General features: G+C 73.7%; 10 protein-coding genes. 6 read left to right on the top strand and 4 right to left on the bottom strand.

Annotated elements, in window-relative coordinates; all coding sequences use genetic code 11:
• The first annotated feature begins 418 nt into the window (after positions 1–418).
• From GA0070614_RS25270 to GA0070614_RS25255, 4 genes are all read left to right on the top strand, one after another.
• Positions 419–1603: a zinc-dependent alcohol dehydrogenase gene (locus tag GA0070614_RS25270; RefSeq protein ID WP_088978291.1), complete on the top strand. Its 1185-nt coding sequence runs from the start codon at positions 419–421 to the stop codon at positions 1601–1603.
• Complete coding sequence (locus GA0070614_RS25265; RefSeq protein WP_088978290.1) at positions 1600–2544, top strand: SDR family NAD(P)-dependent oxidoreductase; 945 nt, start codon at positions 1600–1602, stop codon at positions 2542–2544. Before GA0070614_RS25270 ends, GA0070614_RS25265 begins: the two co-directional genes overlap by 4 nt.
• A gap of 217 nt (positions 2545–2761) precedes the next feature.
• Entirely contained in the window at positions 2762–3919 is a 1158-nt protein-coding gene (locus tag GA0070614_RS25260) for an MBL fold metallo-hydrolase (RefSeq protein WP_088978289.1), read from the top strand.
• A 151-nt stretch (positions 3920–4070) separates the two neighbouring features.
• Entirely contained in the window at positions 4071–4880 is an 810-nt protein-coding gene (locus tag GA0070614_RS25255; RefSeq protein ID WP_157745086.1) for a hypothetical protein, read from the top strand.
• Between the two features lie 72 nt (positions 4881–4952).
• On the opposite strand, the gene GA0070614_RS25250 is transcribed toward GA0070614_RS25255, so the two are convergent.
• Positions 4953–6464: a deoxyguanosinetriphosphate triphosphohydrolase family protein gene (locus GA0070614_RS25250; protein ID WP_088979656.1), complete on the bottom strand. Its 1512-nt coding sequence runs from the start codon at positions 6462–6464 to the stop codon at positions 4953–4955.
• A gap of 200 nt (positions 6465–6664) precedes the next feature.
• Between GA0070614_RS25250 and GA0070614_RS25245 the strand changes: the two genes are divergently transcribed.
• Positions 6665–9163 carry a Tex family protein gene (locus GA0070614_RS25245; RefSeq protein ID WP_172892504.1) on the top strand — a complete coding sequence of 833 codons (2499 nt, stop codon included), beginning with the start codon at positions 6665–6667 and terminating at the stop codon, positions 9161–9163.
• 166 nt (positions 9164–9329) lie between these two features.
• The gene (locus tag GA0070614_RS25240; RefSeq protein WP_088978287.1) at positions 9330–9764 is read left to right on the top strand and encodes a hypothetical protein; all 435 of its coding nucleotides are present in this window, start codon (positions 9330–9332) and stop codon (positions 9762–9764) included.
• On the opposite strand, the gene GA0070614_RS25235 is transcribed toward GA0070614_RS25240, so the two are convergent.
• The 3 genes from GA0070614_RS25235 to GA0070614_RS25225 form a co-directional block, all read right to left on the bottom strand.
• Complete coding sequence (locus GA0070614_RS25235; RefSeq protein ID WP_088978286.1) at positions 9724–10716, bottom strand: DUF389 domain-containing protein; 993 nt, start codon at positions 10714–10716, stop codon at positions 9724–9726. The genes GA0070614_RS25240 and GA0070614_RS25235 overlap by 41 nt on opposite strands.
• Positions 10717–11046: 330 nt before the next feature.
• A complete protein-coding gene (locus GA0070614_RS25230; RefSeq protein ID WP_088978285.1) occupies positions 11047–11961 on the bottom strand; it encodes an NAD-dependent epimerase/dehydratase family protein in 915 nt (304 codons plus the stop codon).
• Entirely contained in the window at positions 11958–12725 is a 768-nt protein-coding gene (locus GA0070614_RS25225) for a sugar transferase (protein ID WP_088978284.1), read from the bottom strand. Before GA0070614_RS25225 ends, GA0070614_RS25230 begins: the two co-directional genes overlap by 4 nt.
• Positions 12726–12744 lie beyond the last annotated feature (19 nt).

Here is a 12744-nt window from a genome sequence, read left to right as displayed (position 1 = left end):
AGCAGCGGCCAGCGGCAACGGCCAGCGGCAACGGCCAGCGGCAACGGCCAGCGCCAACGGCCAGCGCCAACGGCCAGCGGCAACGGCCAGCGCCAACGGCCAACGGCAACGGCCAACGGCAGCGCCAGCGGCCAGCGGCCAACGGCAGCGCCAGCGGCCAGCGGCCAACGGCAGCGCCAGCGGCCAGCGGCCAACGGCAGCGGCCAGCGGCCAGCGGCAGTGACCAGTGGCCAGTGGCCAGTGGCCAGCGGCAGCGGTCCTGAGCCATTTGTGTCATCAAGTCTGTAGCGACCAGACAGCATCCCCGAGGCACGGCAGCCGGACACGGGCGGCCCGGGCACGGGCGCCGGTGGCCGGTTCAACCGCCCCCTCGCGGGTAGCAGTCCGATGAAGGACACCGAGGAGGGGACATTCCGGCATGAAGGCACTGACCTGGCACGGCAAGCGGGACGTCCGGGTGGAGGACGTACCGGACCCCCGCATCGAGCAGCCGACGGACGCGATCGTCCGGATCACCTCGACCGCGATCTGCGGCTCCGACCTGCACCTGTACGAGGTGCTCGGCCCGTACCTGAGGCCGGGCGACATCCTCGGTCACGAGCCGATGGGGATCGTCGAGGAGGTCGGCTCCGGGGTGACCCGGCTCAAGCCCGGCGACCGGGTGGTCGTCCCGTTCAACATCTCCTGCGGCGACTGCTGGATGTGCCGGCGGCAGCTCTACGCCCAGTGCGAGACCACCCAGGTCACCGCCGAGGGCAAGGGCGCGGCGCTGTTCGGCTACACCTCGCTCTACGGCTCGGTGCCCGGCGGTCAGGCCGAGTACCTGCGGGTCCCGCAGGCCCAGTTCGGCCCGATCAAGGTCCCGGAGACCGGCCCCGACGAGCGTTACCTCTACCTCAGTGACATCCTGCCCACCGCCTGGCAGGCGGTGAAGTACGCCGACACCCCGCGCGGCGGCACGCTGGCCGTCTTCGGCCTCGGCCCGGTCGGCCAGTTCTGCGCCCGCATCGGCCGCCACCTCGGCGCCGACCGGGTGATCGGGCTGGACCTGGTGCCGGAGCGGTTGGAGATGGCCCGCCGGCACGGCATCGAGACGCTGGACGTCAGCCAACTCGACGACGTGCCGGGCACGCTGATCGACCTCGTCGACGGGCGCGGGCCCGACGCGGTGATCGACGCGGTGGGCATGGAGGCGCACGGCGCCCCGCTCGGCAAGGTCGCGCAGACCGCTGCCGGGCTGCTGCCGGACAAGCTGGCCCAGGCGATGACCGACCGGGTCGGCGTGGACCGCCTCGTGGTGCTCAAGGCCGCGCTCAAGGCGGTCCGCCGGGGCGGCACCGTCTCCATCTCCGGCGTGTACGGCGGCGAGGTGGACCCGATGCCGCTGATGGAGATGTTCGACCGGGGCATCCAGCTGCGGATGGGGCAGTGCCACGTGCGCCGCTGGACCGACGAGATCATGCCGCTGCTCTCCGGCGACGACGACCCGCTGGGCGTGGCGGACCTGCGGACGCACCGGGTGCCGTTGGGCGACGCGCCGAAGGCGTACGAGATGTTCCAGAAGAAGGAGGACGGCTGCGTGAAGGTCGTGCTCGCCCCGTGAGTCGGGTGGTGGTGATCACCGGGGCCACCAGCGGCATCGGCCGCGCGGCCGCCCGGGAGTTCGCCGGTCGCGGGGACCGGCTGGTCCTCGCGGCCCGCTCCCCCGGGACCCTGGCGCAGGTGCGCCGGGAGTGCGAGGAGGCGGGCGCCGAGGCACACGACGTGCCGAGCGACGTCACCGCGCCCGGCGCGCTCGACGCGCTGGCCGACGCCGCGCTCGCCCGGTTCGGCCGGATCGACGTCTGGGTGCACACCGCGGCGGTCATGGCGTACGGGCGCTTCGAGGAGATCCCGGCGGAGGTCTTCGAGCAGGTGGTCCGGACCGACCTGCTGGCCGCCGCCGGGGCCGCCCGGGTCGCGCTGCGGCACTTCCGGACCGCCGGCGGCGGCACGCTGATCCTCACCGGTTCGGTGCTCGGGCACATCACCGCGCCCTACATGAGCGGCTACGTCACCAGCAAGTGGGGGCTGCACGGGCTGGCCCGGGCGTTGCGGCAGGAGTCCCGGGACCTGCCCGGGACGCACGTCTGCCTGATCACCCCGGGCAGCGTGGACACCCCGGTCTACCAGCAGGCGGCGAACTACCTCGGCCGGATCGGCCGGCCGCCGCTGCCGATCACCACGCCACAGCGGGTGGCCCGGGCCATCGTCGACTGCGCCGACCGCCCCCGCCGGGAGATCTCGGTGGGCCGGCTCAACGTGGTCATGCGGGTCGGCTTCACCGCGCTACCGGCGTTCTACGACGTGCTGGTCGGGCCGCTGATGCGGCTCGGCGGGCTGACGAACCGGCCGACCCCGCCGACCGAGGGGGTGGTCTTCCGACCGAACCCGGCCGGTGAGGCGGTCCGGGGCGGCTGGCTGCCCGACCTGCCGGCGCTGGTCCGCACCGTCGGCGACACGGCCGCCTCGGCCGGCGCGGCGGTCCTGCGCCGCCTCCGCTGACCACCCGACCGCGCCCGTCCGCCCGCCCGCCCCTCCCGCCCTCCTCTGCGCGCAGATTCAGAGAATGAGGGCCCATTCCGCGCGGAACACGCCCTCATTCTCTGAAAGTGTGGAGCGGGGTGACACGGGTGCGTGGGTGGTGGGGGCGGAGCCCGGCGGCCGGGGTGACGCGGTGGATACCGTGTACGGCGGAGGACGGCGGGAGGGGACGAAGGCGATGGGGGCACCAGCGGACCCGGCACAGGACCGGGCGCAGAGCCGGGCGGCCGGCGGGCGGCTGTGGCGGATGGCGGGACTGGCCGCGGTGGCCGGGCTGGCGTGGGCGGCGCGGGACGTGCCGGCGGCGCTCGGCGGTCGGCTCACCGGCGCCCGGGCGGAACGGGCCGCCCGCTCCCCGCAGTTCCGCGACGGCACCTTCCACAACCGGGAGCCGATCCGGACGATGACCACCGGCGAACCCGGCCGCAACCTGGTCCGGGAGCTGATCTTCGGCAAGCAGCGCCGCCGCCCGACCGCACCGGTGCCGCTGCTGCGCCCCGCGCCCACGGCGTCGACCGCCACCGAGCGCCAGCTCGACGTCGTCTGGTACGGCCATGCCTCGACCCTGATCGAGATCGAGGGACACCGGGTGCTGCTCGACCCGGTGTGGAGCGACCGCTGTTCGCCGTCGGCGTCGGTGGGGCCGAGGCGGCTGCACGAACCCCCGGTCCGCCTGGACGAACTGCCCCCGCTCGACGCGATCCTGATCTCGCACGACCACTACGACCACCTCGACATGGCCACCGTGCAGGAGTTGACCCGGCGGCAGTCCGCGCCGTTCCTGGTGCCGCTCGGCGTCGGCGCCCACCTCGACCGCTGGGGCGTACCGGCGGAGCGGATCGTCGAGCTGGACTGGTCGGAGAGCCACCGGGTGGGCGGGCTGGAGATCATCGCCACCGCCGCCCAGCACTTCTCCGGCCGAGGGCTGCGCCGCGACGGCACGCTCTGGAGCTCCTGGGTGATCGCCGGGGCGCACCGGAGGGTCTTCTACACCGGTGACTCCGGCTACTTCGACGGGTACGCCGAGATCGGCGCCGAGCACGGGCCGTTCGACGTGACGCTGATGCAGATCGGCGCGTACGACCGGGCGTGGCCGGCGATCCACATGTTCCCGGAGGAGGCCGTCGCCGCCCACCTCGACCTGCGGGGCGGCCTGTTCCTCCCGGTGCACTGGGCGACGTTCAACCTGGCCCTGCACGACTGGGCCGAACCGGTGGACCGGCTCTGGGCCGAGGCGAAGGCCCGTGACGTCCGCCTGGCGGTGCCCCGACCCGGCGAGCGGGTGGTGGTCGACGACCCGCCGCCGGTGGACGGCTGGTGGCAGGCGGTCGCCTGACGTACCTCGGAGGGAGACCGCGGCCCGTGCCGGCCCGACGGACATCGCGCCGGCTGTCCACTTCGGGACTGAGCGGTCGTGGCCGGCGGTCCTCTCGGCCAGTCTGATCCGTGACGCCGGGCGTCCGCCCGTCGTGGAGATCGGAGAGCCGATGAGGACCCACCCCCGATGGCGGTCGACCGGCGCGCTGCTCGCCGCGGCCATGGTCACCGCACTGGTCACCGTCCTGCTGCCCGCCTCGCCCGCGCTCGCGTTGCCCTCCGGCACCGGCTGGTCGGGCTCGTGGAGCTACTACCACCCCACCGCCTACCAGTACGCCGGCACCCTGCCCGGCGTCCGGCTGACCGGCTACGCCACCGACACCGCAGGCACCAGCACCACGGTCGGCACCATCGAGGACACCGCCGACGACGGCCGCTGCGCCCGCGTCCTGCTCTACGCCTACGGTGTCGGCTACGTCGCCGACCGGACCACCTGCGTCAACGGCAGCTACCTGACGTACTCGACCGGCAGTTTCGGCCAGGGCCTGCTGGTGATCGTCTACCGGATGCTCCCCGGCACGAACACCCAGGACAAGGGCTTCGCCATGTACATCCCCGGCTCGTCGGCGGATCCGGAGCTGCGCACCGTCGGCACCGGCGGCAGCTGGTCGTACTACACCCCCACGGCGTTCCAGTACACGGTGACCCGCCCCGGCGTCCGGCTGACCGGGTACGGCACCCACAACGGGACCGACGAGCGTTCCTCGTTGAACACGGTGCAGAAGACGGCCACCACGGTCGGCTGCGCCACGGCATCCGTCACCGGCGGGGTGACCACCAGCGGCGGCACCTGCGTCAACGGGGGCAGCACGTCCTTCCACCGGTTCGACCTGACCAACAACCTGGAGGCGTCCGCCTGCTACCAGCCGGTCCCCGGCGCCCGGCGCTGCGCGGCGATCACCATCCCGGAGCCCTGGTGACCTGCGGCGGATCCGGGCGGCGTCGGTCAGCAGGAACACCCCGCCGCGCGGTCCGGACGACGCGACGGGCGGTCAGAGCACGAAGGCGTCCGTCCAGAGGGCGCCGGAGCGGCCGGAGAGCGAGTCCAGCATCGCCACCGCCTGCGAGTCGGTGAGCTGGGCGACGAAGTCGACGATGGCCCGGCCCCGGGCCCGGCCGATCCGGTCCGGGGTACGCGGGTGCAGCTCCGCCTCGGCCAGCTCGACCAGATCGTGCAGCCGGCGGGGCAGCCGGGACTCCTCCTCCGGGTCGAGCAGCCACTCCCAGAGCGCCTCGACCAGGGTGCCCAGCAGCCGGGCCTGGCCGCGCTGGTGCAGGGCCAGGTCGGGGCGGGCCAGCACGAACCGGTGGTGGACGAACTTGAGCACCTGCACCTCGTGCCACTGCGCCTTGGCCAACTGCACGTGGCCGGAGCGGACGTCCGGCTCGGCGGTCACCCCGATCGCGTCGACGAAGCGGGTGGTCCAGCGGGCGGAGAAGCGGGCCACGTACTGCTCCGCCTCGATCGAGCCGTCGAAGGGCAGCGCGAGCAACCCTTCGACCAACTCCTGGCGGACGTGTTCGACGGCAGCGGCGAACGCCTCGTCGTCGGCGATCCACGAGTCCTTGCGGTGCAGCTGGCGGCGCAGCCGTTCGATCGCCGAGCCGGGCCGGCGGGCCGCGCCGGTCAGCGCCGCGTCGGTGACCGCCCGCAGGTGCCCGCCCTCGCGCTGCCAGGCCATCAGCTCGGCGGCCACCGCCCCCTGCTGGAGCACCCCGACCCGGTAGAAGTCCTCCACGTCGTGGATGGCGTACGCGATGTCGTCGGCGGTGTCCATCACCGACGCCTCGACGGTCTGCTGCCAGTCCGGGATGCGCCCGACGAACGGCTCCCGGGCCTGCCGCAGGTCGGCCAGCTCGGTGCGGTACGCCCCGAACTTCGCCGAGCCGCTCTCCGGGTCGTCGGGTGGGGCGGCGGCGCCCCGGGGCGTGGGGTCGAGGTGTCGGGGGTGCGGGTCGGGATGGTCCAGCCGGGTCCACGGGTACTTCAACATCGCGGCGCGGACCGCCGCGGTCAGGTCGAGGCCGGTGGTGGCCGCTCCCCGGATCTCGGTGCTGGTGACGATCCGGTACGACTGGGCATTGCCCTCGAAGCCGTCGGCCAGCCCGAGCCGCTGCCGGGCCAGCCGGTCCAGCACCCGCTCCCCCAGGTGCCCGAAGGGCGGGTGACCCAGGTCGTGGGCGAGCGCGGCGGCCTCCACCACGTCCGGGTCGCAGCCGCCCAGCTTCTCCAGCAGGTCGCTGTGCCGGTCGTCGGCGGTGAGCCGCTCGGCGACGGCCCGGGCCACCTGGGCGACCTTGAGGCTGTGGGTGAGCCGGTTGTGCACCAGCAGGCCGGATCCGCCCGGGCTGATCACCTGGGTGACGCCGCCCAGCCGCGAGAAGAAGGGCGAGGCGACGATCCGGTCCCGGTCGGCCCGGAACGGGCTGGCGGCCAGGTCACCGAGCGCGCGGGCGCTGCCACCGAAGAGCCGACGGGCCCGCGGATCCGCAGGTTGGTCCATGATCGCCACGCTAGCGCAGCGGACGCCCGGCCAGCGACGGGTCCGTCCCGCCCGCCGGTTCCGCGTCCCCGGACCCGGCACGTCCCGGTCTGGACAGCCCGGGGGGCGGGCCGCCGCGCGGGGCGGCGGGGGTGGTGGGCGGCGTCGGGGGCGGGCGGCAGAATGCAGCACGGAACCCACAGCGAAGGCGGATCAAGATCGTGACCCAGTCTGTTCATCAGCGGATCGCCGACGAGCTCGGCGTCGCCGAACGCCAGGTGCGGGCGGCCGTGGAACTGCTCGACGGCGGCGCCACCGTGCCGTTCATCGCGCGCTACCGCAAGGAGGCCACCGGCCTGCTCGACGACGCGCAGCTGCGCACCCTGGAGGAGCGGCTGCGCTACCTGCGGGAGCTGGACGAGCGGCGGGCCGCGGTGCTGGAGTCCATCCGCAACCAGGGCAAGCTCGACGAGGCCCTGGAAGCGCAGATCATGGCGGCCGACTCGAAGTCCCGGCTGGAGGACATCTACCTGCCGTACAAGCCGAAGCGGCGGACCCGGGCGCAGATCGCCCGCGAGGCCGGGCTGGAGCCCCTCGCCGACACGCTGCTGGCCGACCCGACGCAGGACCCTCGTCAGACGGCGACCGGTTTCGTGGACGCCGACAAGGGCGTCGCCGATGCCGCCGCCGCGCTGGAAGGGGCGCGGGCCATCCTCGTCGAGCGCTTCGCCGAGGACGCCGACCTGATCGGCACCCTGCGCGAGCAGATGTGGTCGCGGGGCCGGCTGGTCTCCCGGGTACGCGACGGCCAGGAGAGCGCCGGCGCGAAGTTCGCCGACTACTTCGACTTCGCCGAGCCGTACACCCGGCTGCCCTCGCACCGGATCCTCGCGATGTTCCGGGGCGAGAAGGAGGGCGTGCTCGACCTCACCATGGACCCGGAGTCCGACGGTGACGTCGACGCCCCGGTCACCGGCCCGACCCGGTACGAGGCGGCGATCGCCGGCCGCTTCGGGGTCAGCGACGCCGGCCGCCCGGCGGACCGCTGGCTGACCGACACGGTGCGCTGGGCCTGGCGTACCCGGATCCTCATCCACCTCGGCGCGGACCTGCGGATGCGACTGTGGCAGGCGGCCGAGGAGGAGGCGGTGCGGGTCTTCGCCACCAACCTGCGCGACCTGCTGCTCGCCGCGCCCGCCGGAGCCCGGCCCACGATGGGGCTGGACCCGGGGCTGCGCACCGGCGTCAAGGTGGCGGTGGTCGACGCCACCGGCAAGGTGGTCGCCACCGACACGATCTACCCGCACGAGCCGCGCCGGCAGTGGGACGCCTCCGTCGACACGCTGGCCAGGCTGGCCGGGGCACACGGCGTCGAACTGGTCGCGATCGGCAACGGCACCGCCAGCCGGGAGACCGACAAGCTCGCCGGTGACCTGATCAAGCGGCACCCGGAGCTGAAGCTGACCAAGGTGGTGGTCTCCGAGGCCGGCGCGTCGGTCTACTCCGCCTCCGCGTACGCCTCGCAGGAGCTGCCCGGGCTGGACGTGTCGCTGCGCGGGGCGGTCTCCATCGCCCGCCGCCTGCAGGACCCGCTCGCCGAACTGGTCAAGATCGACCCCCGCTCGATCGGTGTCGGGCAGTACCAGCACGACCTGTCCGAGGTGAAGCTCTCCCGCTCGCTCGACGCGGTCGTCGAGGACTGCGTCAACGCCGTCGGCGTGGACGTCAACACCGCCTCCGCGCCGCTGCTCACCCGGGTCTCCGGCATCGGCGCGGGGCTCGCCGAGAACATCGTCCTGCACCGCGACGCCAACGGGCCGTTCCGTACCCGCTCGGAGCTGAAGAAGGTGGCGCGGCTCGGCCCGAAGGCGTTCGAGCAGTGCGCCGGCTTCCTGCGCATCCCCGGCGGCGACGACCCGCTCGACTCCTCCAGCGTGCACCCGGAGGCGTACCCGGTGGTGCGGCGGATCCTCGCCACCACCGGGCAGGACCTGCGCTCCCTGATCGGCAGGTCGGCGATCCTGCGCGGACTGCGGGCCACCGACTTCGTCGACGACACGTTCGGCCTGCCCACCGTCACCGACATCATCGCCGAGCTGGAGAAGCCGGGCCGTGACCCCCGGCCGGAGTTCAAGACGGCGACCTTCGTCGAGGGGGTGGAGAAGATCAGCGACCTGACCCCCGGCATGGTGCTGGAGGGCGTGGTCACCAACGTGGCCGCCTTCGGCGCGTTCGTCGACGTGGGTGTGCACCAGGACGGACTGGTGCACGTCTCGGCGATGTCGCACACCTTCGTGAAGGACCCGCGCGACGTGGTGAAGTCCGGTGACGTGGTCAAGGTCCGGGTGCTCGACGTGGACGTGCCCCGCAAGCGGATCTCGCTGACCCTGCGGCTGGACGACGAGGCCCCGGCCGGGGCGGGTCGCCCGGCCGGCGAGGGCGGGCGTCGGGAGCGCGGAGGCCCGCGCGGCGAGCAGGGCGGACAGCGCGGCGGCTCCGGCGCCCGCGGCGGCTCCGGCGGTCAGGGCGGGGACCAGGGCGGACGCGGCGCGGCCCGGGGCGGCGCCGGTGGGCAGCGCGGCGACCAGGGTGGACGCGGTGGCGCCCGGGGTGACCGGGGCGGACAGCGCGGCGGGCCGCAGCAGCGGCAGGGCCGGGGCGCGCCCGCGCCGGTGAACGACGCGATGGCCGAGGCGCTGCGCCGGGCCGGCCTGGCCTGAGCCGGCAGCGGCCGTGACGGGTGGCCCTGGCGCGGCGAGCGCCCGGGCCACCACCTCGTCGCCCGCCGACGAGCACCCCGGTATCGCCACGCCGGTGCGCCCTGATCCCGCCCGTGCGCGGGACCCGACCGGGGGCGGGGCGGGCGCACGGGCGTACCGTCTCGGTGTGGACGACCCGGACGGGACCTGGCGGGAACAGCGGCAGCGGGCAGTGCGGGCGCACGCGGCGGCGGCCGACGCGCGCCGCGCCGCCGAGCACGCCGAGGCCGCCGAGCTGGTCGCGGCGTTCGTCGCCGAGGCGACCCGGCGCGGCCTGCCCGCGGACCGGCTGACCGCCCTCGGGTACGACGGCCGTAGCCGCTACCGCACCCGGCTGCGCGGCTGGTACCTCGACCGGGCCCGCACCCGTGCGGTCGGCGTCGACGGCCGCTTCTACCTGCTGGCTGTGCCGTCCGGCCTGCGTGCGCGGCTGCTCGGCGCGGAGCCGGCGCCGTCGGCGGCGCCGCTGGTGGTCGGCGAGGGCGGCCGGGACGGCGAGTCGATCCCGCTGCAGACCCTGCTCAACCGGCGGCTGGCGGACGGCGACGACGACCGGCGCTGACCACGCCCGCGCGTGCCTGCCGGCTCTCCCGGCGCTCCACCCGCCGCCACCACCAGTGCTGCACGGCCAGGGTGAGCAGGCCCGCCACCACGATCGCGACCAGGTTGATCACCAGTTGGAGGGCGGAGCCGGCCGCCTCGTGCCACACCCCGTACGCGGCGGCCACGGCCACGTTCGCCGCCGCCGGCACGGTGGTCACCGAGATCAGCACGCCCACCAGGGATCCGGACTTCTTCGAGGTCAGCGAGAGCATGCCGGCGACGCCGGCCAGGAGGCCCACCACCCACGACAGCGCGTCCGGACGCCAGATGAAGTCGGTCAGCGGCCGCTCGGCCAGCAGCATGTCCCGGCTGACCAGGTCCGCCGCGGTCAGCGCCCAGGTGCTGAGCACGGTGGCGAGCATCGCCACCAGGAACCCCACCACCAGCGCCTGCACCGACCGCAGGACGACCGCCGGCTCGCGGCGCAACAGGGCGACGCAGAGCGCGGCGAGCGGGCCGAACTCCGGCCCGACCACCATCGCGCCGACGATCAGGATCGGCTGGTCCAGCAGGACGCCGATCCCGGCGATCATCGTGGCCACCACGATCAGCACCAGGAAGGTGCCGGAGAGCACCGTCTGCTCACCCGTCTTCGCCGCGATCTCGTCCCAGACCACGGCGTCCTCGCCGTGCCCCGGCGCCGCCTCGGCGGCCTGCTCGGCCGCTGCGGACAGGGCCAGTTCCACGTCGTCCGCGGCGATGCCGCCGTGCGCCTCCACGCCCAGTTCGCGCAGCCGGTGCAGCACGGCGTCGGCGCTCTCCCGGACCACGTCGCAGACGATGTAGTCCCCGGCCGGCTGGCGGGCCGTGCCGGGCAGCACCACCAGATGGGTCACGCCGGGATCGGCGGCCAGCATGGCGGCCACCGCGTCCGACTGGTCGGACGGCGCAATGACCCTGAGGTGCAACACCGGGGGCTCCTCCCGGGGAGGGGTGCCGCGCCGGGGGTGACACGGCCGGCAGAACTCTACCGGCGGGCGGAGCCGACCGCGGTGTGCCGGGTCTCGTCGGGACGGGTCTCGATGTCGACCGACCGAGGGTGGCCGGCGATGTCGTACGGAGGTAGCGGCAACCCGTCGCACGTTCGTGACGGCACCCGTCACGATCCCGGCGTGGCATCGACGCCGTGCCGGATGTCAAGGCCGGTGCCTCGCGTCCGGACGCCGCCGGAGGAGCGTTGGCGGGATTTGGGATTGGCCGTCCCGCACGACCCACCTGGGTACCGGCGCGACGAAGGCGTCTCAGACGGTGACGGGTCTGGTGCGCGGACAGCCGTCGACGTCGGCCCAGACCGTCGCGAGGGAGTCCGCCAACGCGTGCCGGGGTGACCAGCCGAGCAGATCGGCGGTGCGGGTGAGGTCGGCGCACATCCATGACACCGCCGCCGAGCGGGCGGCGTCCGGCGCGAAATCGCCCTCGGTGATCTCGCCGCGGAAGCCCGCGGCATCGGCGAGCAGCCGTACCACCTCCGGCGTGCCCACCGCCCGGCCGCTGCCGACGTTGAACACGACGGCTCCGGGCGACGCCGGCCGCAATGCGGCGCTGACCGCCGCGGCGATGTCCCGTACGTCGACGTAATCGCGCCACGTGTCGTGCAGACCCAAGGGCAGCCGCGCGACGCCGTGGGCCATCGCCTCGCGCAACCTCGTCGCGGTACGGCCGAGCAGATTGCCGGCGGGCATTCCCGGTCCGACCGGGTTGAACACCCGCAGCACCACCGCGTCCAGCTGGCCCGCCGTGACGGCACGTTCGACCAGTCGGGTGGCCGCGAGGTGACTGATTCCGTACTCCCCGACCGGATCGGCCGCATCGTCCTCGCGGACGGCATGGCCGTGCGGGACCACGCCGTACTCCGCGGCGGAGCCGATCCGTACCAGCCGCGCCCCGGGCGTGGAGAGGGCCATCGCCTCGACGAGCTTGGCGACGACGACGGTGTGGGCCAACACGAATTCGTGCCCGGAACCCACGATCCGCCCGGCCGCGACGACCACCGCGTCCGGTCGTGTCTTCGTCAGCAACGCCGTGAGAGCGCGAACGTCGACAGTGACCAGGTCGCACTCCTGCCGCGTGGGCGAGTGGACGGTCATCTCCTCGGCGAGGCGCTGGCGGATGTGCCGTCCGAGAAAGCCGGACGCACCGAACAGAAGGACGTTCATTTCTCGTGGCACGGGCGCCAGCGTCCGCCGGGCGGCGCGATCTCGGAGACGACTGCGCGCGAAGAGTCGCCGTCGCCGGTCGTCAGCACCGATCGCGTCGGCCCCTGCCACTCGTGCCAGGTGTCCGAGCCCGGGGCCGTGATGCCCTCACGGCGTAGGACCACCCGAATCGTCTCGGCCAGGATCCGCAAATCGAGGGCGAAAGAACGAGAGTCGACGTACTCGACGTCATAGGCGAACTTGTCTTCCCAGGACAGGGTGTTACGACCACGCACCTGGGCGAGACCGGTGATTCCTGGACGCACGTCATGGCGACGCGCCTGCTCCTCGGTGTAGAGGTCCAGGTACCGCACAAGATGCGGTCGCGGGCCGACCAGACTCATGTCACCCCGCAGGACGTTCCACAACTCCGGCAGTTCGTCGAGACTGGTCGCCCGTAACCAACGACCGACCGGGGTGAGCCGTTCTGCGTCGGTGACCCGCCCCCGGGACGGGTCCACGTGATGCATCGTCCGGAACTTGACCAGTTCGAAGAGCTCTCCATGCAGACCCGGCCGGGTGTGCCGGAACAGCACCGGGCGACCGAACGCCACCAGCACAAGGAGCGCCACTGCCGCCATGAGCGGTGCCAGCAGGACAAGTGCCAGTCCGGCGATGACGACGTCGAACAGGCGTTTCGCGAGATCGTGACGTCGGCTCGCACTGAGGCGAAGGGCATCGGGCGTCGCCGCTGCAGCCCGCTCAGGAGCTTCGCGAAGAGTCATGATCGAACTCGGTCTCCTT

It is taken from the genome of Micromonospora coxensis (assembly GCF_900090295.1).
Taxonomy (GTDB): Bacteria; Actinomycetota; Actinomycetes; order Mycobacteriales; family Micromonosporaceae; genus Micromonospora; species Micromonospora coxensis.
Note: the sequence above shows the minus strand (reverse complement) of the source record. Positions and strands in the feature narration are given on the sequence as shown.